The 21,975-nt window shown below is 69.6% G+C and carries 24 protein-coding genes; 14 read left to right on the top strand and 10 right to left on the bottom strand.

The features are described from left to right. Positions 1-46: 46 nt before the first annotated feature. The gene (locus tag ACVCMC_RS11520) at positions 47-1,741 is read left to right on the top strand and encodes a L,D-transpeptidase family protein (protein WP_447097389.1); all 1,695 of its coding nucleotides are present in this window, start codon (positions 47-49) and stop codon (positions 1,739-1,741) included. Between the two features lie 227 nt (positions 1,742-1,968). Beyond that, positions 1,969-2,214, top strand: a complete 246-nt coding sequence (locus tag ACVCMC_RS11515) for a hypothetical protein (protein WP_395116102.1) — start codon at positions 1,969-1,971, stop codon at positions 2,212-2,214. Here the strand turns inward: ACVCMC_RS11515 and tsaA are convergent. Then, positions 2,209-2,772 carry a tRNA (N6-threonylcarbamoyladenosine(37)-N6)-methyltransferase TrmO gene (gene tsaA, locus ACVCMC_RS11510; protein WP_447097388.1) on the bottom strand — a complete coding sequence of 188 codons (564 nt, stop codon included), beginning with the start codon at positions 2,770-2,772 and terminating at the stop codon, positions 2,209-2,211. The genes ACVCMC_RS11515 and tsaA overlap by 6 nt on opposite strands. A gap of 45 nt (positions 2,773-2,817) precedes the next feature. Between tsaA and ACVCMC_RS11505 the strand changes: the two genes are divergently transcribed. Then, on the top strand, positions 2,818-3,192 hold the full coding sequence (locus ACVCMC_RS11505) for a YciI family protein (protein ID WP_395116106.1): 375 nt from the start codon (positions 2,818-2,820) through the stop codon (positions 3,190-3,192). Continuing rightward, entirely contained in the window at positions 3,192-3,911 is a 720-nt protein-coding gene (locus ACVCMC_RS11500) for an HAD family hydrolase (protein WP_447097387.1), read from the top strand. The genes ACVCMC_RS11505 and ACVCMC_RS11500 overlap by 1 nt, the downstream gene beginning before the upstream one ends. Before the next feature lie 46 nt (positions 3,912-3,957). On the opposite strand, the gene ACVCMC_RS11495 is transcribed toward ACVCMC_RS11500, so the two are convergent. Next, entirely contained in the window at positions 3,958-4,212 is a 255-nt protein-coding gene (locus ACVCMC_RS11495; RefSeq protein ID WP_447097386.1) for a hypothetical protein, read from the bottom strand. Between the two features lie 79 nt (positions 4,213-4,291). After that, entirely contained in the window at positions 4,292-6,280 is a 1,989-nt protein-coding gene (locus tag ACVCMC_RS11490; RefSeq protein ID WP_447097385.1) for a winged helix-turn-helix domain-containing tetratricopeptide repeat protein, read from the bottom strand. A 286-nt stretch (positions 6,281-6,566) separates the two neighbouring features. Here ACVCMC_RS11490 and ACVCMC_RS11485 point away from each other — a divergent pair, with 286 nt between their 5' ends. From ACVCMC_RS11485 to ACVCMC_RS11475, 3 genes are all read left to right on the top strand, one after another. After that, on the top strand, positions 6,567-7,598 hold the full coding sequence (locus tag ACVCMC_RS11485; protein WP_447097384.1) for a hypothetical protein: 1,032 nt from the start codon (positions 6,567-6,569) through the stop codon (positions 7,596-7,598). A 139-nt stretch (positions 7,599-7,737) separates the two neighbouring features. Further along, the gene (locus ACVCMC_RS11480; protein ID WP_395121324.1) at positions 7,738-8,196 is read left to right on the top strand and encodes a putative toxin-antitoxin system toxin component, PIN family; all 459 of its coding nucleotides are present in this window, start codon (positions 7,738-7,740) and stop codon (positions 8,194-8,196) included. A gap of 56 nt (positions 8,197-8,252) precedes the next feature. Beyond that, positions 8,253-8,441 (top strand): CPXCG motif-containing cysteine-rich protein, encoded by a 189-nt coding sequence (locus ACVCMC_RS11475; protein ID WP_395116116.1) that lies wholly within the window; start codon positions 8,253-8,255, stop codon positions 8,439-8,441. An 83-nt stretch (positions 8,442-8,524) separates the two neighbouring features. Here the strand turns inward: ACVCMC_RS11475 and pncA are convergent, their stop codons facing one another. Continuing rightward, complete coding sequence (gene pncA / locus ACVCMC_RS11470) at positions 8,525-9,154, bottom strand: bifunctional nicotinamidase/pyrazinamidase (RefSeq protein ID WP_395116118.1); 630 nt, start codon at positions 9,152-9,154, stop codon at positions 8,525-8,527. Between the two features lie 108 nt (positions 9,155-9,262). Between pncA and ACVCMC_RS11465 the strand changes: the two genes are divergently transcribed. Then, complete coding sequence (locus tag ACVCMC_RS11465) at positions 9,263-9,634, top strand: hypothetical protein (protein WP_395116120.1); 372 nt, start codon at positions 9,263-9,265, stop codon at positions 9,632-9,634. Between the two features lie 705 nt (positions 9,635-10,339). Beyond that, positions 10,340-10,948 (top strand): hypothetical protein, encoded by a 609-nt coding sequence (locus ACVCMC_RS11460; protein WP_447097383.1) that lies wholly within the window; start codon positions 10,340-10,342, stop codon positions 10,946-10,948. A 223-nt stretch (positions 10,949-11,171) separates the two neighbouring features. Here ACVCMC_RS11460 and cls read toward each other — a convergent pair whose 3' ends face one another. The 4 genes from cls to ACVCMC_RS11440 form a co-directional block, all read right to left on the bottom strand. Then, positions 11,172-12,563, bottom strand: a complete 1,392-nt coding sequence (gene cls, locus ACVCMC_RS11455; RefSeq protein WP_447097382.1) for a cardiolipin synthase — start codon at positions 12,561-12,563, stop codon at positions 11,172-11,174. Between the two features lie 18 nt (positions 12,564-12,581). Further along, entirely contained in the window at positions 12,582-13,949 is a 1,368-nt protein-coding gene (locus ACVCMC_RS11450; protein ID WP_447097381.1) for an FAD/NAD(P)-binding protein, read from the bottom strand. A gap of 32 nt (positions 13,950-13,981) precedes the next feature. Then, positions 13,982-14,560 (bottom strand): cysteine dioxygenase, encoded by a 579-nt coding sequence (locus tag ACVCMC_RS11445; protein WP_395116154.1) that lies wholly within the window; start codon positions 14,558-14,560, stop codon positions 13,982-13,984. A gap of 227 nt (positions 14,561-14,787) precedes the next feature. Further along, positions 14,788-15,444 (bottom strand): energy transducer TonB, encoded by a 657-nt coding sequence (locus tag ACVCMC_RS11440; protein ID WP_447097380.1) that lies wholly within the window; start codon positions 15,442-15,444, stop codon positions 14,788-14,790. Positions 15,445-15,683: 239 nt separating this feature from the next. On the opposite strand from ACVCMC_RS11440, the gene ACVCMC_RS11435 reads away from it, so the two are divergent. Together ACVCMC_RS11435 and trhA are read left to right on the top strand one after the other, a co-directional pair. Further along, positions 15,684-16,112 carry a hypothetical protein gene (locus ACVCMC_RS11435; RefSeq protein ID WP_447099492.1) on the top strand — a complete coding sequence of 143 codons (429 nt, stop codon included), beginning with the start codon at positions 15,684-15,686 and terminating at the stop codon, positions 16,110-16,112. Positions 16,113-16,206: 94 nt separating this feature from the next. Beyond that, positions 16,207-16,875 carry a PAQR family membrane homeostasis protein TrhA gene (gene trhA, locus ACVCMC_RS11430; protein ID WP_447097379.1) on the top strand — a complete coding sequence of 223 codons (669 nt, stop codon included), beginning with the start codon at positions 16,207-16,209 and terminating at the stop codon, positions 16,873-16,875. A 9-nt stretch (positions 16,876-16,884) separates the two neighbouring features. Here the strand turns inward: trhA and ACVCMC_RS11425 are convergent, their stop codons facing one another. Next, a complete protein-coding gene (locus ACVCMC_RS11425; protein WP_447097378.1) occupies positions 16,885-17,367 on the bottom strand; it encodes a DUF456 domain-containing protein in 483 nt (160 codons plus the stop codon). 198 nt (positions 17,368-17,565) lie between these two features. Then, the gene (locus ACVCMC_RS11420) at positions 17,566-18,342 is read right to left on the bottom strand and encodes a ferredoxin--NADP reductase (protein WP_447097377.1); all 777 of its coding nucleotides are present in this window, start codon (positions 18,340-18,342) and stop codon (positions 17,566-17,568) included. Positions 18,343-18,751: 409 nt separating this feature from the next. Between ACVCMC_RS11420 and ACVCMC_RS11415 the strand changes: the two genes are divergently transcribed. The 3 genes from ACVCMC_RS11415 to ACVCMC_RS11405 all read left to right on the top strand — a co-directional run bounded on the left by ACVCMC_RS11415 (position 18,752) and on the right by ACVCMC_RS11405 (position 21,960). Next, positions 18,752-19,732 carry a sigma 54-interacting transcriptional regulator gene (locus ACVCMC_RS11415; protein ID WP_395116164.1) on the top strand — a complete coding sequence of 327 codons (981 nt, stop codon included), beginning with the start codon at positions 18,752-18,754 and terminating at the stop codon, positions 19,730-19,732. A gap of 263 nt (positions 19,733-19,995) precedes the next feature. Then, positions 19,996-21,441: a C2 family cysteine protease gene (locus tag ACVCMC_RS11410; RefSeq protein ID WP_447097376.1), complete on the top strand. Its 1,446-nt coding sequence runs from the start codon at positions 19,996-19,998 to the stop codon at positions 21,439-21,441. Positions 21,442-21,684: 243 nt separating this feature from the next. Further along, positions 21,685-21,960, top strand: a complete 276-nt coding sequence (locus ACVCMC_RS11405; RefSeq protein WP_395116168.1) for a hypothetical protein — start codon at positions 21,685-21,687, stop codon at positions 21,958-21,960. Positions 21,961-21,975: the final 15 nt, after the last annotated feature.

Raw genomic sequence — 21,975 nt, 5'->3', positions numbered from 1 at the left:
GGCGGTTGTGCTATGACTGGTCGCATCCTCCCGCACAGGACTTTCCATGTCGTCCGGCTTTTCCCGCGCCGTTTGCGCTGCCGCCTTGCTGGGCTGGCTGGCGGTCGCCGCGGCGCCTGCACAGCCGGCCGCAGTCGAGTCGGTCGGCATGGAACAAACCGTGGCCCCGCCGCCGGGCCCGGTGGCCGAGCAGATCCGCGAACGGATCGAGCAATGGCGCGTCGCGCAGGCCGATGGCGCGACGGCCGCGGCGCCGGTCGCCGCGGTGGCGGCGTTCTACGAGCAGAACCGGTTCGCGCCGGCATGGACGCGACCGGACGACCTCGACCAGTTGCTGGCCGCGCTGCGCGGCATGGCCGCCGACGGCCTCGACCCGCAGGACTACGCGCTGGACGAACTGCAACGTCGGCGCCACGTGCTGGACGACCCGCAGGCCACGGCGCAGCAACGCGCGCAGTTCGACCTGCTGGCCACCGACGCCTGTTTCACCGCGTTGCTGCACCTGTATCGCGGCAAGGTCGATCCGGCCACGCTGGACACGCACTGGAACTTCGACCCGCGCCAGCTCGATCAGGCGCGGGGCCTGCAGGCGGTGCGCGAGGCGCTGGCGCAGGACACGATCGGCGAGCTGTTCGCGCGGGCGCGGCCGCAGCACCCGTACTACGCCCAGCTGCGTGCGGCGCTGGCGAAGTTGCGCGGGGTGGCGGCGCAGGGCGGCTGGCCCGTGATCGCCGACGGCCCCACGCTGAAACCGGGCAGCCACGATCCGCGCGTGCCGACGCTGCGCGAGCGCCTGCAACGGGTCGGCTTTGCGGTGGGCGAGGGCATGGATGACCTGTACGCCCCGGCGCTGGAAGCTGCGCTGAAACAATTCCAGCGCGAACATTACCTCGTCGCGGACGGCCACCTGGGCAAGGCCACCCTGGCCGCGTTGAACGTGCCGGTCACCACGCGCATCGAGCAGCTGCGCGCGAACCTGGAGCGCGCGCGCTGGCTGCTGCACCAGCTGCAGGGCGAGTTCGTGGTGGTCGACATCGCCGGCTACCAGGTCGTCTACTACAAGGACGGCAAGCCGGTATGGCGCTCGCGCGTGCAGGTAGGCAAGCCGTACCGCAGCACGCCGGTGTTCAAGTCGAAGATCACCTACCTCACGCTCAACCCGACCTGGACGGTGCCGCCGACCATCCTGAAGAACGACATCCTGCCGAAGCTGCGCAGGAACCCGGGCTACCTCGCCGCCAACCGCATCCGCGTGCTGGACAGCCAGGGCCGCGAGCTGTCGCCGGCCAGCGTGAACTGGGCCAACCCGCGCGGCATCGTGCTGCGCCAGGACGCCGGCCCGGGCAATTCGCTGGGCCGGCTGGTGATCCGCTTCCCCAACGACTACGCGGTGTACATGCACGACACGCCGCACCAGGAACTGTTCGCCAGCGAGCAGCGCACGTACAGCTCCGGCTGCATCCGGGTGGAGCGCCCGCGCGAACTGGCCGAGCTGCTGCTGGACGATCCGGTGCAGTGGAATCGCGCGGGCATCGACCGCGCGATCGACACGCTGAAGACGCAGACCGTGATGCTGCCCAGGCCGGTGCCGCTGCTGCTGGCGTACTGGACGGTGGACCTGCGCGAGGACGGCCGGGTCGGCTTCCGCCCCGACGTCTACCGGCGCGACCCGCCACTGCTCGCCGCGCTGGCGCGCCCGCGCGTGTCGCCGTGGCTGCCGGCGGCCGCGACGCTGCCCTGAAAAAAGCCGCGCCGGCGGGAGTGCCGGGCGCGGCCAAGGTCTGAACCGATCCACTGCCAATGCATCGGGCGCCGGCGACGGAGCGAGCCGCGCCGGCCCGGGCAGTTTGCCGGGCGCAGGTCTCACCGGCTGGGATTGCCCTGATCCCGGTCAGGGCGCCGGGCCGTGCCGGGCGCCATCATCGCCCCCGGCGGATGTGCCGCCTCTCAACCCTGGAGACCGTACCGATGCTGTTTCAAGTGAAGGATCTTGCCGGTGATACCGGCGCCATCGCCGCCATCCTGCGTGCCCATGACGCCAACGCGCAGGTCACCGGCGATCCCGTCGCGGGACAGATCGACGTGGCGGCGCAGTTGACCTCCGGCCAGGTCATCACCGCCCTGCAGGAGGCCGGTTACGAGGCCAGCCGCGTGTCCGAGCCGCGGCAGATCCACGTCAGCGGCGGCAGCACCTGCTGCGGCAGCTGCTCATGAGCCGCTGACGTCCTCGCCGCGCGGCCGCTTGCGCGGCTTGCGCGGCCCCGGCGCAGAATGCCGGCCCTGCGCCGCGTCGATCGCGTCGATCCAGCCCGCGCGTGAACCCGGAAACGCATCCGCGTACGGCACGTACGGCTTGATGTCGAGGATCGGCGTGCCGTCCAGCAGGTCGACGCCGCGCACGCGCAACCCGCCTTCCTCCACCGCCACCAGCTCCACTGCTGACAGCCCGATCGCATTCGGCCGATGTGGCGAGCGCGTGGCCAGCACGCTGCGCTTGCCGCCGCCGCGCGGCGGGCGCACCTCGGCCTTCCAGCCCTCGCTGCGGTGGAACGCGAACAGCAGCCAGATCCGCTCGAAGCCGGCCAGGTCGCGCCAGGCCGCCGCCGGAAAATCCGCCACGAACGCGATCACCGCGTCGACTGCGGCCCCGCTTTCGGTGCCGGCCACCACGGTGGGCTGGTGCGGCGCGTCGATGCGCTGCGCGTAGGGCGAACGCACGAAGGCGATCGGCCGGCAGGACAATTCGCTGAAGGTATCGGCGCGGGTGTTCATTGCGGCATTATCCCTCTTCGCCCCGCCTTCCCCGCCGAGGACGCCATGAAATATCTCGTGATGATCTATTGCGACGACCAGCTGCTGGACGCGCTGCCCGAGGGCGAGTTCGACAGCCGCATGAAAAGCTGTTTCGGCAAGGCCGACGCGTTGCGCGCGCAGGGGCAGTTGCTCGATTCGCAGCAGCTGGAAGCGCCGGGGACCGCGCGCACCGTGCGCGTGCGCGACGGCCGCACCAGCGTGGTCGACGGTCCGTATGCGGAGACCAAGGAATACTTGGGCGGCTTCAACCTGATCGAGGCGGCCGACATGGACGAGGCGGTGCGCATCGCGCAGTCGTTCCCGTGGTCGCAAACCGGCGCCATCGAGATCCGTCCGGTGCGCGACATGGATGCGGTACGCGCACGGGTGGGCGCCTGATGCTGCAACTGGTCGGCTTCGACGGCGACGACACGCTGTGGCACAGCGAGGGCTACTACCGCCAGGCCGGCGAGGCGTTCGCGGCGATCATGGCGCGCTACGTGGACGTGGCCGATCGCGATGTGCACGAGCGCATGCTGGCTACCGAGCAGCGCAACCTCAAGCTGTTCGGCTACGGCGCCAAGGGCATGGCGCTGTCGATGGTGGAAACCGCCATTGCGGTCTCGGACGGGCGCATCGGCGCGGCCGACATCCACGCCTTGATCGAGCTGGGCAAGACCGTGCTGCAGCATCCGGTGGAACTGCTGCCGGGCATCCGCGCCGCGGTCGAGGCGGTGGCGCAGCAGTACGAGGTGGTGCTGATCACCAAGGGCGACCTGTTCCACCAGGAGAAGAAGGTGGCGCAATCGGGCCTGGCCGACCTGTTTCGCCGCATCGAGATCGTCTCGGAGAAGGACGCCGCCGCCTACCGCCGCGTGCTCGGCGAGTTCGACCTGCAGCCGGCGCAGTTCGCGATGGTCGGCAACTCGCTGCGCTCGGACATCGAGCCGGTATTGCGCTTGGGCGGCTGGGGCGTGCACATGCCCTACCACGTGACCTGGGCGCACGAACTGGAAAACGGCCTGGCCGCCGACGAGCCGCGCATGCTCACGGTGGATGCGCCCGCGGCCATCCCCGCCGCGGTGGAACGCCTGCGCGCGCTGGCTGCCGCGGCGTAGGGCGGGCACCGCCCGCCGTCCATCGCCACGAGCCGGTCCGGCCCGCCTAATCGTCGAAGCCGGTGTAGTCCTCGGGAAAGATCGGCGTGCCGTCCGCCTCCAGTCCCGTCATGTTGGCCAGCGCCTTCGCCGCGGCGGCTTCGGCCACGTCCTTGTCGCGGAAGCTGCGGTTCTCGCAGATCGCGTAATACACCGGAAAGCCGTGGCGGCGCGGCGTGATCGCCAGCCACGCCGCGTAGCGCGAGCCTTCCAGGGTGGCGCCGGAGCGGGCCAGGTAGTCGTCGAACGCGCGCTCGGCCATGGTCGTCGGTTCCGCTCGGAAAGCCCGCATTGTATCGGCTGGGTCCGGGTTTGCCGCCGATCCCGGCGCTTCCTGCGCCTCAGCGGTTGCGCGTGCCGTTCGCGGCGCGGATCTGGTCGATGCTCAACGCTTCGCTTTCGCCCGGGGGCGGCAGGCCGATCCTTTCGCAGAAGGCGATGAAGCGCGGATCGTCGCGCAGGTTCAGGATGAACGGATCGGTCGGCAGGAACAGCAGATCGGCGGCCGAAGCATGCTGCAACCATTCCACGGCGTGGCCGGCATCGCCGCGCAAGGCGTAGATCTGCGCGATCAGATGCGGATCGGCGTTCGCCTCGGCCTTGCCGGCGAGGGCGTTCGCCAGCGCGGTGTCCGCGGCGGCGCGATCCGGCCCGATCTGGGCCGCCAGCGCCGTGTACGGGTCGCGGTACTTCGCGGGCATTTGCAGCGCGCTGCCCATGGCCTTGACCGCGTCGCCACGCGCCAGGGCAACCGCCATGCGCAGGAACAAGGATGAATAGCGCCAGTGCGCGTTCGTCTGCGGCAGGCTTTCGGCGGTGCCAAGGTATTTCTCCGCTTCGTCCAGCCGGCCGGACGCCAGCAACAGCTTCGCGTACTGCTGGTAATTGATGATGTACAGCGGTTCGATTGAAAGCAGATGCTGCCTCGACCGGATTGCCTCGCGCAGTTTTCCGACCTGGGCAAACACATAACCGCAGCCATTGAGGACGGTCCCGTCCTCCGGCGCCAGTTGCACGGCGCGACGGCATTCGGCCAGGGCGCCGCGATGGTCGAAGCTGTAGACCATCAGGTAGGCGCGGGCCGCGTGGGCCGCCCCCAGCCCGGGCGCCAATTGCAGCGCCTGGTCCGCTGCGCGCCTTGCCTCGTTCATGTGCTGGCGGGCGGCCTCGGCGGGTTCGTTCGAGAACGTGGCGACGGTGCTCAGCGATCCCGACAGGTGTGCCCATGCCATCGCATAGCCGGGGTCGAGTTGCACGGCCTTGGCCATGTATTCGGATGCTCGGCGGAAATCCTCGTCGTGCCAATGCTTCAGGCCCTGCAGATAGGCGTTGTAGGCTTCGATGCTGCCGCTGGGCGGCCGGTCGTCATGCCTGACGGATTCGCCGGGCGACAGCAGCTTCACCTGCAACGCACCGATGACCGCGGACGCGATTTCGTCCTGCAGGGCAAACAGGTTCCGGTACGGGCGATCGTAGTGCTCGGCCCACAGCGTGCTGCCGTCGACGGCCCTGGTCAGCGCGGCGTTGATGCGCACGACGTCGCCCACGTGCTGCACGCTGCCGCTGAGCAGGTAGGACACACCCAGCTTGCGGCCGATGGTGCGGCTGTCGTCCCTGCTGCCGCGGAACTGGAAAGCGGAATCGCGACCGATCACCTTCAGCCCGCCGAAGCGGGAAAGGGAGTTGATCAGGCTTTCCGACAAGCCGTCGGAAAAGAACTGCTGTCCCTTGTCGTTGCTCGCGTTGACCAGCGGCAGCACCGCGATACTGCGCTCCGGCGCCGGCTTCGGCGCGCTCGGCGCATGCGGCCACCACTGCCAGCCGGCCACCGCGAGCAGCGCCAGCAGTGGCAGCAGCCACCACATGGCGCGCGGCATGCCGTGCCGGTCGCCGGCGCGCCGCCGGGCCACCGGAGGATGTGACGCGGCAGGCGGCACCGGCACCGGCACCGGCATCGTCGGCGCTTGCGACGCGGGGACCGGGACGGCCCGTGACGGCGCGTCGGGCGTGGCTTCGGGAAGGTCGAAGCGGTAGCCCACGCCATGCACGGTGTGCAGGTAGCGCGCCACTTTCGCGTCCTCGCCAAGCGCATGCCGCAGCAGGGTCATCAGCCGGTTCAGCACCCCGGGGGTGACGTGGCGGTGGCCCCAGACCGCGTCGAGTATCTCGTCGCGGGTGAAGACCCGGCCGGGCGTGCCGGCGAGCAGCGCCAGCACGGCGAAGGCCTTCGGTTCCAGCGGCTGCCCGATGCCCCCGCGCAACAGACGCCGGCCGGCGAAGTCGATCGTGCAGTCGTCGAAGGCGAGCGGGGCGGGCGTTGACGGGTCCATGGCGTCCTGTGGCGGGTAGCGCACGAGAGTGGACGAAAACCGGTGCTGCGGGCGACCCCAATGTTTTCCCAAGGAATCCAAGCAAAGTCCAGTCTTTCCCGAGCGGCCGCCTCAAGACCCGCCGCGCCACACCCCCGAAGCTGGGCGCGCCGGCCCTCGCCGGCACGCTCGCGTGCAGTCGCGATGCCCGCGCCTGCACAGGGTGAGCGACGCGTCGCCATGGCGCAACCAGTCCGCGGCGAAGGGTTTTCTCCGCGGTCGTCCACACCCATGCAAGGAGAGACCCATGAACCGCAAGTACCCACAGTGCGCACTGGCCATCGCCGCCATCCTGTCCGCCAATGTCTACGCGCAGCACTACGGCGCGTGGAGCAACGCGCAGCTTGCGCCCGGCATCAACACCGCGGCCGCCGAAGGCTGTCCGATCGAGTCGCCGGACGGGGACAACCTGTACTTCATGTCCACCCGCAATGGCGGCCTGGACAACTGGCGCGCAACGTGGAATGTCGCGATGCGCAGCTGGGACCACGTCACCAACCTCGGCGCACCGGCGAATTCGCCCACGGCCGCCGACTACTGTCCCACGCCGTTGCCCGGCAAGTGGCTGCTGTTCGTCAGCTCGCGGCAGAACGCCGAGGATTGCACCGGCTGCAAGGCGATGCCGCCGCCGCCGCCCGGCAGCCCGCCGGCCGGCGACATCTTTCTGACCCGCGAGAATCCCGCGCACGGCTGGGCGACGCCGGTGGATCTGGGCGGCTATGCGGACGGTGGCCCGAACACCAAGGGTTCGGAATACAGCCCGTCGGTAGTGAAAACCGCCCAGGGTACCTTCCTGTACTTCTCCAGCGATGGTTATCCGGACAGCAAGGGCCATGACATCTACATGAGCCGCCAGCGTGCCGACGGCAGCTTCGGGCCCGGCGTGCGCGTGGCCGAGCTGAGTACCGATGCCGCCGACCTGATGCCCAACGTGCGCAGGGACGGGCTGGAAATCGTGTTCAGCAGCAACCGGGCCAGCGCCGATCCGCGCAACCAGGACATCTGGTACGCCACGCGCCCGAACACCGCTTCGCCATGGACGGTGCGCGGCCGGATCGAGAATCCCGCGGTCAACACGGCGGACGGCGCGGAAACCCGCGCCACGCTGTCCAGCGACGGCACCCGCTTGTACTTCGGCCGCAAGCACTTCGCCCAGGTGCCGGCCGACCCGGGCGATGTCTACGTCAGCACGCGCGTCAGGTTGACGTGGGGACGCGGCCACGACGAGCACCACGGGCGCGGCCGGTCCCACGATCACCACGGACACGGCACGCACTGAACCCTGCGTCGGCGGGACGGAACATGCGGTCGCGGCGGTGGTCGTCGCCGCGACCGCATGCGCAGCCGGAGCCCGCTCGTCCGTGCCGCGGGGGAGGCATCACGTGCATCGCGTGACCCGCTTGCCGCATCATGTGCCGATGATCGCCGCATTCCCGAATGTGCCCCGTGTGGTGCTCGACACCAACGTGTGCCTGGACATCTTCCTGTTCCACGATGCGCAGTCCGCCGCGCTGCACGTGGCGATGCACGAGGGCCGCATCCAGGCGGTGACGCGCGCCGACTGCCGCGCCGAATGGCTGCGCGTGCTGCACTATCCGCAGGTGCCGCTCACCGCCGAAGCACGGCCCGGCGTCGAGGCCGCGTTCGATGCCCTGGTGCACTGCCTGCCCGACGATCAGGCCACGGCGTCGCCCGAGATGCCGCTTCCGCGCTGCGGGGATCCGGACGATCAGAAATTCCTGGAACTGGCACAGGCGGCGGGTGCGCGCTGGCTGGTCAGCAAGGACAACGAGTTGCTGAAGCTGGCCCCGCGCTGCAAGCGCGACGCGCTGTTCTGGATCGGCCTGCCGCAGGCGTGGTCGTTGCGCCACGCTTGACGATCGCGTCACCCGGAGCCGTGCTTCACTGGCCCGGCCATCCGCGGAGACACGCCATGCTCACGCCCCACACCATCGACTGCCCGTACTGCGGCGAACCCGTCGAAATCCTGCTCGACGCATCGATCCCCAGCCAGCAATACATCGAGGACTGCCAGGTATGCTGCCGCCCGATCACGCTGACGGTGGACGTGGACGACGACGGCGCGATCGCGGTGCGCGCCCGCGGCGAGAACGACGCCTGAGCGAACTTCATGCCAGCGCGCTCCGCACGCGATGCTCTTGCGAATCCCGAATCCGTGGGAAGAGCATCGCGCACAGGGCGCTCCTACAGGGCGTCGATGTCCTGCGCGAGCAACGCGGCGCGGGTGGCTTCGTCGCTGGCCGGGGTGACCGGGCGGGTGAGCTCCCACAGCATGCGCGCGCGAAAGCCCAGCGCCACGGCGTCCTGCGCGGTCCACAGCACGCACACGTCGCGCGCCAGTCCGCACACCACCACCTCGTCCACGCCGCGCTCGCGCAGCCAGCCGGCCAGGCCGGTGCCGGGGCGCGTGCCTTGCGGGCCGTGGTTTTCGCGAAAGCCGCTGTAGGAATCCACGCCCGGGTCGCTGCCCTTGCGGATCACCGCGTCCAGCGCCGACCAGTCCACCTGCGGATGCAGCGCGGCGCCCGCCGTGCCCTGCACGCAGTGATCCGGCCACAGGGTCTGCGGCTGGCCATGCAGGGTGATCTCGTCGAACGGCGCACGGCCCGGATGCGAGCTGGCGAACGACGCGTGGCCGCGCGGATGCCAGTCCTGCGTGGCCACCACATGGCGAAAGCGGCGCGCGCGCAGCAGCGCGTCGATGCCGTCGATGATCGCGTCGCCGTCGTGGCAGGCCAGCGCTCCGCCGGGCATGAAGTCGGGCTGCACGTCGACCACGATCAGGGCCGTCGTGGCGGAAACGGCGTGAGTCATGCAGACTGCTCCGGACAGGTGGAGCGGCAGTCTAGCGTGCGCGCGCGGCAGGCGGACACGCGCGCGGCATCCCGAAGGGGCAGCGCAGTGCATTACGACCAATCATGGATGGGCAGTGGCATCGTCGGCGGCCTGCAGGCCGGCGCGATCTCGGCAGCGGCCGGGCTACTGCTGTTCCTGGCGCTGCACTGGCTGGGCCGACGCCGCGGCTGGAGCGCTGCGCGCAAGATCGGCTGGGCGTTCCTGCTGGCCTGCGTGCTCACCGTCAGCGGCGACCTGTGGGACATGTTCTATCTCAACTACGCCAACCTGCAGTCGATCGCCCTGCTGCAAGCGGTGCTGGCCGGCATGCACGATCCGGAGCACCTCGGCCTGCGCGTGCTGTGCGAGTTGCTCGGCGTGTCGCTGGGCATCGGCGTGGGGTACGCATCGTGCGGTGGGGATCGACGCAGCCGTGGCGGCAGCGACGCACGGACGTGATGGCGAGTTGACCGTCTTTCTCCGGATGGCGAGCCTCGCTCTCGCGCGGTGAACTCAAGCCGTCGGCTGCACCCGATTTGCAAGTGATCGACGCGCCGATGGCACTCGTCATCCGGGAGTCGCCTCCGTGCGCCGGTGCGCGACGCCAGCGCCATCGCATCGCCGTCCGGGAGAATTTCATGCCGACTTCAGCGCCAGTCCTGGCCAGGATCGCCTAGAGCGACAGCATGGTTGACTCGTAGCATGGCGCTCGGTTCGTCGGTGCGTCGGGAGCGCACTCCATGCGCATCCAATGCGTGATGAACCAGGCCACGGGGGGCCTTTGCTGGAGGGGAACATGAATACTTGCGCACGCAAATCGCGTCCGCGATGCGCCAGCCTGTCGCTGTTGACGCCCGGATGCAGTCTGCCGCGCTATGCGGCACCGACAAAGGCCCGGAAAAAGGCACCGGCACCCGCCGCGACTGCCTTGCGCACCACCAGCTTGTTGCCGACGGTACGGCATCAGCAGGCCCGCCCACTCAAGCCGAGCGGGCGCCCGCCGCAATCGTCGTCGAAGGCTCACCTGTACACCGACTACGGTCGCCCGGAGCGCAATCCGTCGGCTTCGCTGCGCATGAGCGTGGCGGCCGCCGCCATCCATGATGTCAACGCGTTTGCGTCGGCCGGCGGCAGCAGCCTGGTCATCATTACTACGGACTGGAGTTGTTCCTCGAGCATCCGTTTGACGGCAAGTGGTTCGGCAAAGTTGACTACCTGTTCTCGCGCAGCTACGGCAACAGCGAGGGCCAGGTGCGTTCGGATATCGGTCAGGTGGACGTATCCGCCACGGTGGACTGGGATTATGCGCAGGTCATGGAGTACGCCAACGGCGAACTCTCCAACAGTCGTCGCCATCAGATCAAGGCGTATGGCTCCTACCAGCTGACGCCTGAGTGGATGTTGTCCGGCAACCTGGCCATCATTTCCGGTGCGCCGCGCAGTTGTCTTGGCATGTACGGCCTGGACGAGACCAACCCGGGACTTGGCTACGGCGCCTATTACCACTGGTGTGCCGGCAAGGTGTCGCGACCGGGCGACGCCGGCCACAACCCGTGGCAGTACACCGTCAGCCTGAGCGCCGAATACCGACCCTTGTGGGCCGACAAGAAGCTGGGCTTCAACGTGATGGTCTACAACTTGCTCAACAATCGGGTAACCACGCAGACCGACCCGTTCTACGGCGCGACCGGTGGCGAATACACCACCTACCGCATGGCAGTATCCCAGTCCCAGCCTCGTTACGTGCGCCTTGGCGTCAGTTACGACTTCTGACCGCGCGTGGCGCCGGCAGCATGGCTTGGCGGTATCGACAGGCCCGGCGCGTCGGACACTCCTCGGGAGCCCATGGAAAGGCGCTCCCGACACTCACGGTACGAAATGCACGTCAAGCGCGGGTTGCCGCGACAGGCCACCCGGCCCGGAGACTTTCCCCGAGGCTAAGCCGGCACAGGATGTGCCGGCTTCTTTTTCCGGTCGCGCGACGCTGCAGCCGCTCCTACAGCAACGGATCGAACAGCCGCGCCACGTGCATCGCGACGCGGCGAAGATACGACGCGTCGCGATACTCGCGCTCGTCGATCGCCACGGCACGACTGAAGTCCGTGCGCAGCATCGCTTCGACTTCGCCGGCGAACGCCCCGTCGACGACCAGCGCGCCGACTTCGAAGTTGAGTCGGAACGAGCGGCTGTCCAGATTCAGGCTGCCGATCGCGGCGGCATCGTCATCGATCAGCAGCGCCTTCTGGTGCAGGAAGCCCGGCTGGTAGCGGAACATGCCGATGCCGGCGCGCACCGCGTGGTAGGCGTGCAGGGTGGAGGCGAGGAACACGGTGTGGTGATCCGGTCGCGACGGGATCAGCACGCGCACATCGACCCCGCGCAGCACCGCCAGCTGCAATGCCGCGCGCACCGCGTGGTCGGGCACGAAGTACGGCGTGCTCAGCCACAGTCGCCGGCGTGCGGCGTGGATCGCCGCGGTGAAGAACAGCGAGCCGGTTTCCAGGCGGTCGGCGGGCCCGGCTGCGACCACCAGCGCGCTGGCGCGGCCTTCGTCCTGCGGTGCGTCCAGCAGCGGCGGCAGTTGCCCGGTGATCCATTGCCAGTCGTCGGCGAACACCTGCTGCAGGTCGGCCACCGCCGGCCCGCACAGTTCCAGCATGGTGTCGCGCCACGGCGACAGCGGCGGCTTGCGGCCCAGGTATTCATCGCCGGCGTTGAGGCCGCCGACGAAGCCGCGTGCGCCGTCGACCACCACGATCTTGCGATGGTTGCGGAAGTTGAGCTGGAAGCGGTTGCGCAGGCGATGCGTGGCGAAGCGGTGGATCGCCACGCCGCCCTCGCGCAGCGCCTGCACGTAGCGGCGCGGCAGCGCATGGCTGCCGACGCCGTCGAACAGCACGCACACTTGCACGCCGGCGGCCGCGCGCTGCAGCAGCACCTGCTGCAGGCGCCGGCCCAGCGCGTCGTCGTGGATCACGAAAAACTGCACCAGCAGACAATGCTCGGCCGTTGCCATCGCGGCCAGCATCGCCGCGAAGGTGCCTTCGCCGTCGATCAGCAGGCGCAGGCGATGGCCGCTGCGGAACGGCCGCCGCTGCAGCGCGCTGATCGCGGCGAAGCGTGCGCAGGCCGGCTCGACGGTCGCGGCTTCCGTGTTCGCCGTCACCGGCTGCGATGTCGGCGCGCCGTGGCCGGCGTGGTAGCCGAAGAACCGGCTGGAGCCCAGGTAGAGATAGGGCAGCAAGGTCACGTACGGCAGCAGCAACAGGCCCAGCATCCAGCCGATCGCACCCTGCGGCGTGCGTGCGTGGCGGATCGCGTGCAAGGCCGACAGCGCGCCGAGCAGATGCAGTGCGACGATGCAGGCGGTGAGGACGCTGGCAGTCATGGTGACGGCCGCGCCGGTTCAGCCGGCCAGGATCTGGTCGGCCAGGTTGCGGGCCTGCTGGCGGATTTCCGGCATCGCGGTGGATTCCCACAAGGTGCCGCGCAGCAGGCTGCCGATGGCGAACAGGTGCGGCCACGGCTGGCCGTCATGATGCAGGCGGCCATCGCGGCTGGCCACCAGGCCGAGGCCGAGCGGATCGCCGGTGACGTGGGCATTGGTGAGCAACTGGCGCACCAGTCGATGACGGCTGTGCCGCACGTCGGTGGCCAGCCCGGTGGTCTGGATCGCCAGGTCGGCGTGCTGTACCTCGCTGTGCCCGGCGTGCCGGAACTGCAACTGCAGGCCCTGACCGCTTGGCTCAGCGGCCTGCAGGCGGCCGCGTCGGCGCTGCAGGCGACCTTGCTGTTCGAGCGCGACGATGGCCTCGTGCACCTGCGGCGGCATGCGGTGGCGCGCACGTTCCCACGCCCAGCGGGCATGCCGCATGAAGCGCGCGCGCTGCTCGGGCGGCAGCTCGCCCCACAGGTCCGGCAGGTGTGGGCGCAGACTGTCGACGACAGTGCGCCACTCGATGCCATGCGGCGCGATCGCCTCCCGCAACAGGTGCATCCAGCGGCGGATCTCCGGTCCGTCGCGCATGGCATCCACCAGCTCGGCGCTGTCGCCGGCAGGCGTGCCGGCATGGGCCAGGTGCGCCTCGGGCAGCAGGCCATGGCGCGAGGTGGCGACGAAGGTGGTGTGTGGCCAGCGCGCGGAGAGTTCCAGCAACACGTCGACCGCGGTGAGCCCCAGGCCGATCACCGCCACGGTACGCGGTGGCGGCACCGCGTCGAGCTGCGCCAGCCAGGGCCACGGGTCGACGATGTAGCGACCGCTGTCCAGCGCGGCCGCGCTCACGCCCTTCAGCGGCTGCGGCGGCAGTGCACCCAGCGCCAGCACGGCGGCATCGGCGCGATGGCTGCGTTCGCCGTGGATCACGGTGACGCCGTCGCGTTCGGGCACCAGCGCATCGACCTCGAACGGCACCACGTTGACGTGATGATGGCCGCGCGCCATGCCCTGCTGCAGTGCGCGGGCCACCTCGGCCTCCAGGTAGTCGCCGTAGCGCCGGCGCGGCAGGAAATCGGTGCCGCCGATCGCCGGGTCGTCGCGCTGCACGAAATCCAGGAAGCCCTGCGGCTTGCCGGCGAACATGCCCATCGACGCGGCGCGCACGTTCAGCAGGTGGCGCTCCGAGCCAGTGCCGTAGGCCACGCCGCGCACCGATTCGCCGGCACCGGTGAACCAGTCCAGTTGCAGCGGTTGCGGCGGCTCGCGCTCCAGCAGCTCACTGAGCAGGCTGGCGGCCGCGGCGCCGCCGCCGATGATGGCGACCCGTCGAAACATGCGGTTTTCCTGTTCCCCTGGCGTGGCGTCGGTCAGGCCGGCCAGTGCCCGGCCACGGCGCAGTCGGTGGCCCGCGCGGTCCACGGCCCGGCGGGTGCGGTCTGCTCGTATGCCTGATAGTGGTTCAGTTCGCCGCCGTAGACGTGCAGGGTGAGCGCGGTCTCGTGCTGGGACAGATTGCGGCAGCGGTGCACGTGATTGGGGTCGCCCTCGAACCAGATGCCGTCGCCGGGGCCGAGCCAGTCGCGGCCCAGCGCGCGCAAGGTGCCCGAGCCCGGGTCGCGGCGCCACGACTGCACTTCCAGCGCACCGACCAGGGCCAGCTCCAGCCCCCACAGGCCGGCATGATCGTGCACCGGCGTGCAATGGTTTGCCGGCCACGCCATCACCAGCATGCTGACCGGCGGCTGGTTGCGCTGCGCCAGCTGCCAGCGACCGAGGCCCTGCCCGCGCCGCGGCAGGCGCGCCAGCCGCGCAGCGATCGCCGCGTTGTCGCGGTGCACCAGCTGCCCCAGCTCGCGTGCCATCGAAGCCAGGTCCGGGTGCGCCACGCTTGCGTGCTCCAGCGCGATCTCGCGCAACAGCTTCAAGGTTCGCCGTGGTCTGCCCATGCGGGCCTCCCAGCAGGATAAAGGGGCGCCAGTGGATCATGCGCCCGGTTAAAGTGGCGTAAGCCGGCCGGGGCGACGGGCTCCCCAATCGATCCGGCCAGGCTCGGAGTGGTCCGTGGAAATCCGGCGCGTGCCACCCACGCCCGTTATCGCAGGTTTTTCCGTTTTCCTCTCAACCGATCCGGCGCGGCTACGCTCAGAGAGATCGTGAAAACCGGCCGCCGCGGTCAGCCGCGCAGGGTGAACGTGACCGGCACGCTGGCCCAGGCGCGCGTCGCGTGCCCGTTTACGATGGCCGGCTGGAAGCGCCAGTGCGCCAGGACCTGCTCGCGGGCGCTGCGGTCGAGTTCCGCGTGGCCGCTGCTGCGCAGCACGCCGACTTCGAGCGGCTTGCCGGTCTCGTCCACCAGGACGCGCAGCACCACCGTACCCTCCAGATGCCCGCGCAAGGCATGCGCCGGGTAAGTGATGGGGTGGGCCAGGTAGGCGAGGCTGGCTTCGACCGCGGCGACGGGTGCCGGGGTGCCGCTGTCCGTTGCCGCAGCCGGCGCCGCGTCTTGCACGGGCGCGGCGAGCTGGCCGTCGGCGACCGGCATCGACGGTACACGGGCCACCGCCGGATGCGGCATCACCTGCGGCGTGGGCAGCGCCTGCGGCAGCGGCTTGAGTTCCACCGGCGGCGGTGCCGGCGGCTGCGGGGACGGCGATATCAGGCGCACCAGCGCCGGCGGCGGGACGAGTCGGGGCAGGGTCGGCAGCGACACCGGCAGCGGCCGTGCGGCGATCAGGATCACGGCAAGGTTCAGTGCGATGGCCGCACTGAGCGCGGCGATGCGGGCGGGTTCCGGGCGGGCTTGGGCAAGCGGCAGGCTGATGGAAGACATGACGACCTCCTGGCTGCATGGCGGGAGCGGCAGTCACGCGGCTCGCGCCGGGGGATCGTGCTGTCGCGCCTGCAGCCTATGCCTGTTGCGCCGACGCGCGCAAGTGGACGGCTGGACGTCCATCTGCCGCCAGGCCTCGCGTACGGCGATCGGCGAACGACGCAGGTGGCATCGGGCGCAACCTCTGCGACAATCGTCCCGCGGCGACGGGCCGATTCCACGGGAGCCAAGACATGCGCATGAACATCTGGTGGGCCGCGGGTCTGCTGGCGGCGGCGTCGATGCTGTCGGTATCGACGGCGCGGGCGGGCGACATCTCGTGCAAGATGACGTTCCAGCTGTCCGGCTGGTCGGTGTTCTACAAGACTGCCAGGGGCACCGGCACGGTCCGTTGCAGCAACGGCCAGAGCCTGCAGGTGAAGCTGCGCGCCAAGGGCGGCGGGCTGACCTTCGGCAAGACGAAGATCACCGACGGCATCGGCAAGTTCACTGGCGTCAGCAACGTGCGCGACGTGCTGGGCCACTATGCCGAAGCGGTGGCGCACGCAGGCGCGGAGAAGTCGGCGGCGGCGCAGGTGCTGACCAAGGGCAATGTCTCGCTGGCGCTCAGCGGCAAGGGCGAGGGCTGGAACCTCGGCGTGGCGTTCGGCGCGTTCATCATCGAATAGCGACACCGCGCGTGCGACCCTGTGCCAAGGCATGCAGGGGCGCACGTGCGCGATCAAGGTGTGTCGGCGCACCCCGCGCCACCGGAGGTTTCCGATGTCCGCCACGTCCGGCGCAGTCATTCCCAGCTACAGCTTCGGCGATGAGCTGGCCAGCAGCATCATCCACGGGCTGGGCATCGTGCTCAGCATCGCCGGGCTGGCCACCCTGGTCGCGTTCGCGGCGCTGCACGGCAATGCAGTGGCGGTGGTCGCCTGCGCGGTGTTCGGCGCATCGCTGGTGCTGCTGTACACCGCCTCCACGCTCTACCACTCGATCCCCGCGGCGGGTGCCAAGCCCACCCTGCGCGCACTCGACCACATCGCGATCTACGTGCTGATCGCCGGCACCTACACGCCGTTTACCCTGATCGCCCTGCCGGCCACATGGGGCTGGAGCCTGTTCGCGGCGGTATGGGCGCTGGCGCTGGCCGGCAGCGCGCTGGAGCTGGGCCTGCTCAAGCGCTACCACAAGCTGGCGGTGCTGCTGTACGTGGGCATGGGCTGGATCGGGATGGTCGCGTTCAAGCCGCTCAGCGAACACCTGCAGGCCGGCGGCACCGCGCTGCTGGTGGCCGGCGGGCTGGCCTATACGCTGGGCGTGCCGTTCTACCTGTGGCGGCGGCTGCCGTTCCACCACGCGCTCTGGCACCTGTTCGTGCTGACCGGCAGCGTGCTGCATTTCCTTGCGGTGTTGCTGTACGTGATCCCCGGCCCGCAGCGCTGAGAGGCGTGTTCAGCCCAGCAGCATGGCCAGGCCGAACAGGCCGACCATCAGGAACGACAGCACCAGCTTGAGCAGCGTGCCGAACAGGAGCCCGAGCCAGGTACCCACGCCCACGTGGGTCGCGCGCAGCACGCTGTTGCCCGAGGACAACTCGCCCAGCAGCGCCCCCGCGAACGGCCCCAGGACCAGGCCGGGGATGCCGAAGAACATGCCCACCACGGTGCCGATGCCGGCGCCCCACAACGCGCGCCGGCTGGCGCCGACGCGCTTGGCGCCCAGCGCGCTGGCGACGAAATCGACGACCACCCCGACCGCGCCGATCGCGCCGATGGCCAGCAGCCACCACAGCCCGAGATGGCGGTAGCCATCCACCGCCGCCGCCAGCCAGATCCCGCCGAACACCATCGGAATGCCCGGCAGCACCGGCAACACCGAGCCGGCCAGACCGCCGAGCATCAGCAGGGCGGCGAGGATGTAGAGGGCGATTTCCATGGCGGGCTTCCGTTGGCGCGGTCACGCGGGAGTCACGGCCGCACGGCCATGGGGGTGGGGACACTATGGCATGCAACCGCGCGTCGTTCGCACCATTCGCGGCCGTGGCCGGTCATCGGCGAACTGCAGGAACGCACCGTGTGCGCGATGCTTGCTTTTACGTGACGACCAGGTTGCGCACAGGGTGCGCTCCCGCAGCTATTTCTCGACGAAGGCGCGTTCGACCACGTAATCGCCCGGCTCGCGCGTGCGCGGCGAAGCTTCGAAACCGCGGCCGTCGAGCAGGGTGCTGAGGTCGTCGAGCATGGCCGGGCTGCCGCACAGCATCACGCGGTCGGTTTCCGGGTTGAGCGGCGGCAGCCCGGTGGCCGCGCTCAGCGCGCCGTCGACGATCGCATCGGTGATGCGGCCGTGGTGGCGGAACGGCTCGCGCGTGACGGTGGGGTAGTAGATCAGCTTCTCGCGTACCAGCTCGCCCAGGTATTCGTGCTGCGGCAGCTCGTGCTCCAGGTAGTGCGCGTAGGCGAGATCGTCGATGCGGCGCACGCCGTGGGCCAGCACGATCCGGTCGAAGCGCTCGTAGGTGTGCGGGTCGCGAATGATGCTGAGGAACGGTGCCAGGCCGGTGCCGGTGCCGAGCAGGTACAGGTTGCGGCCGGGCTTGAGGTCGCCGAGCACCAGCGTGCCGGTGGGCTTGCGCGTGACGATCAGCGGGTCGCCGGGCTTGAGGTGCTGCAGGCGCGAGGTCAGCGGGCCGTCGGCGACCTTGATCGAGAAGAACTCCAGGTGTTCCTCCCAGCTGGCGCTGGCGATGGAATAGGCGCGCATCAGCGGGCGGGTTTCCGCCTCCAGGCCGATCATCACGAACTGGCCGCTGTCGAAGCGGAAGCCGGGGTCGCGGGTGGTGCGGAAGCTGAACAGCGTGTCGTTCCAGTGCTGCACGTCGATCACGTGCTCGGTTGCCATGGCCACCATCAGGGGGTTTCTCGTCCGGGTGATCGGCGGCGCAGGGCGCCGGCCGTCGGGTTGCAGGAGGTCGTGGCCGCGGCCATGCAGCGGGGCGCGAAGCGCGCGGCGGTCAACCTGCAAGGATACGCCAGCACCCCGGTGATCGCCGAATCGGATTCCGTGACGGGTTGCCGCATCCCCCGTGCGGGCATCGTGTATCAGGTGATCGTAGGTCGCCGCCTACATCCTTGGCCTCCCGCGGATGGCAGCAGACGCGTTCTTGAACTACAGCCGCCGGCTGCGCATACTGCGACCGTTGCTCCGATCCGGCGGCGCCAGGCCGGACGGGAAGGAAGCCAGGGGGATTCCTAGGCACGCCGATCACGGCGCGGCGGGGTTTTCTTGAGGTCGACTTCGGGAGCTGATGATGCCGATCATGATCGGCCAATCCCAGGCAATCGTCGCGGTGCGCGCGCAGTTGCAGCGCTTTGCCGCCTGCGACGTGCAGGTGCTGATCGAGGGCGAAACCGGCACCGGCAAGGAAGTCGCCGCGCGCGAAATCCACTACGCCAGCGCTCGCCGGGATTTTCCCTTCGTGCCGGTCAATTGCGGCGCCATCCCCGACAGCCTGATCGAGAGCGAACTGTTCGGCCATGGCCGCGGCGCCTTCACCGACGCCAAGGTGGCCCAGCCCGGCCTGGTCGACCATGCGCGCGGCGGCACCCTGTTCCTGGATGAGGTCGATGCGCTCTCGGCCAAGGGCCAGGTGACCTTGCTGCGCTTCCTGCAGGACAGCGAGTACCGCCCGGTCGGCGGCGGTGCCATGCGCACTTCGGATGCGCGCATCATCGCCGCCACCAACAGCTGCCTGGCACGGCAGGTGGAAGCCGGCCGCTTCCGGCGGGATCTGCAGTACCGGCTCAATGCGCTGTACCTGCAGTTGCCGCCGCTGCGCGAGCGCGAGGGAGACGTTGCCCTGTTGGCGCAGCATTTCCTGCACGCGGTGGCGATTCGCCTGCACGGCCCCTTCAAGCACTGGAGCGAGCCGGCGATGGCGGCGCTGCAGGCACATGCCTGGCCGGGCAACGTGCGCGAGCTGGACAACGTCGCGCTGCGTGCCTACATGTGCAGCGACGACGCCATCGTCGGCCTGACCGCGCTGGCCGCAGCAGATCCGGCCTTCATCGGTCCGCGACCGCAGCCGCGGCGGCGGGCTAACGAACCGGAGCTCGGCTTCCGCGTGGCCAAGACCCGTGCGATCCACCAGTTCGAGCACGACTACCTGGTGCAGCTGATGCAACGTGCCAGCGGCAACATCAGCGCCGCCGCGCGGCTGTCCGGCACCGAGCGTCGCCAGCTCGGCAAGCTGCTGGTCAAGCACGGCATCGGCATCAAGGCTTTCCGCACCCGCCAGTGAATTTCCGAGGCCGCCGCGGCCGCGGGTGCGCCGTTACCCATGGCGCGCGCGGAACGGGTCAGCACTGCCCCGGCATCGAGCCGCGGAATCGTTCGCGCCCACCTGCCGCGCCATTTTTCGTCCTCCGTTCCATGGCATGCCTGTTGCCAGTCCAGCGATGGACTGGCGCCGCGGGGAGGTGACGAATCCCGCCGAGCCGGCCCCGCGTCGCGATCGTGGCTTCCGGGCCGCGCAAGGCGCGCCACCTGGCCGGGGAGAACGAGATGGCAACGTCGAAAACCAGCAAGTCGAAAACCGCATCCAGCCGACCCCCTGCGCGGTCGGCATCGGCCCGTGCGCGCACCGCCGCGGCCAGCGGGGGACAAGGGCAGAACTGCGCGGTGATCAACCCCTACGCACTGGCCGAGCTGGTCGCCGGCCAGCCGATTCCGTGGAGCGAGGTTCCCGATGTGCCCCGCGTGCTGGAACAGGTGCTGGCCACGCCCTACGAGGAGCTGTTCGATCCCAAGTTCGGCGGCCCGCTCTACATCGGCATGGCACTGGACGCGAACCTCAAGCTGGTGCCGCAGCGCTCGCCGCTGCTCGACCTGCCACCGCGCGGCGAAGGCAACGACGCCACCGGCGGTGGCCTGGAGAGCGTCGACCAGTACGCCACGCTGGCCGCGCTGGCCAGGGCGGGCGCGCTGAAATCCATCCTGGATTGGCCGATCCTGTGCGCCGACCTGTCGCGCTTCGCGCGACTGCAAGTGGTGCTGCGATTGCCGCCGGCGCTGCGCGACTTGCAGCTGGGCAACGCGCTGTCCGCCGACGTGGTGCGTGCGATCACCGTCGACACCCATCTCGTCAAGCAACTGGCCGTCACTGGCTGGACGCCGCCGGGCGCGCACTGGGCCGCATCGGGCGACTTCTTCAACGAGACTGCCGAGTTCTTCGATCCGGTGCAGGGCGCCGTGGCCAATTGCTATTACATCGCGGCGCTGTCGGCGGTGGCCTGGGCCACGCCGTTCCGGCTGGCGCACCAGACCCGCGCCACCGGCCCCAGCCAGGCGCAGTTCAACGACCAGATCAGTTTCTGCGAGCCCGACTCCGGTGGCACCCTGGACCGCGCGATCCAGGTGACCGAAGCGGTGCCGTTGACCGCGGGCGGCTACCCGATCTACTGCCGCTCCAGCGAAAGCGGCGAGAGCTGGCCGGCCATCTACGAGAAGGCCTACGCCAAGCTCAAGACCGGCACCGCCACCGACATGCCCGACATCACCCAGACCGCCTGGGGCGATTGCGTGTGGGCCACCGCCCAACTCAACGGCGGCACGCGTCACTACTACAACACCGCCGACCACAGCGCCGACGAGCTGTGGCAACTGCTGCGCTCCAACTGCCTGTCGTATCGCACCTTCAATCCGATGACGGCGTGGACTTACTCGACCGGCGATGCGGCGCCCGACCATGTCGACTACGCCAGCGCCCATGTGGTGGGCTCGCACTGCTACACCGTGCTCGGCTGGGCGTACGCCCGGTGCCGGCGCTGGATCGTGCTGCGCAACCCCTGGGGCAACGCCGAGGCCACCGCCAGCGTGCTGGACGCCACCATCTCGATGTACGACGTGAGCTGGTGGCGGCCAATCACGCTGAAGACCACCGATGGCGTGTTCGCGATGGAGATCGGCGCGTTCAAGAAATACTTCGCCGGTTTCGGCACAGCCCATTGAACGCGCCGTGCCCGCCCTCCGCACCAGTCCGAAGCCTGCGCCGCGTCTGCCCCGTGGCAAGCGGCGCGGGAGAAGCAACCGGGCAAACCGGGTGCAATCGTTCGCGCTGCGCCTCGGGGCCGGGTCAGTCCTGACCCGGTCGCAGCGCCGCCGGCGGGGCCGCGGCCCGGCGCCATGCCGTTTTCACGCCGGCGGCCACTGGCACACTCGTTGCCAGAGTCGACGCAGATGCGGGATGTCGCCATGACCAAGCCCTCGACTAGCGGGTCCCCGGCAAGCGATGACGACGAGATTCGCCATTCGGTGCTGGCGTATCTGCAGGATCACCCGCGCGCGGCAGACACCTTGCGCGGCGTCGTCAACTGGTGGTTGCCGCAGCAGCGCTACGAGAACAGCCGCCAGCGCATCGAGCAGGTGCTGTCGGCGCTGGTGGCGGAGGGCCTGCTGCATCGCGACCGGCTCCCCGATGGCGAGGTGTTGTACGCGTTGAACGAGCACCGGCGACCGCCGCCGCATTGATCGCCACAGGGGTTT

It is taken from the genome of Rhodanobacter sp. UC4452_H20 (assembly GCF_052978205.1).
Note: the sequence above shows the minus strand (reverse complement) of the source record. Positions and strands in the feature narration are given on the sequence as shown.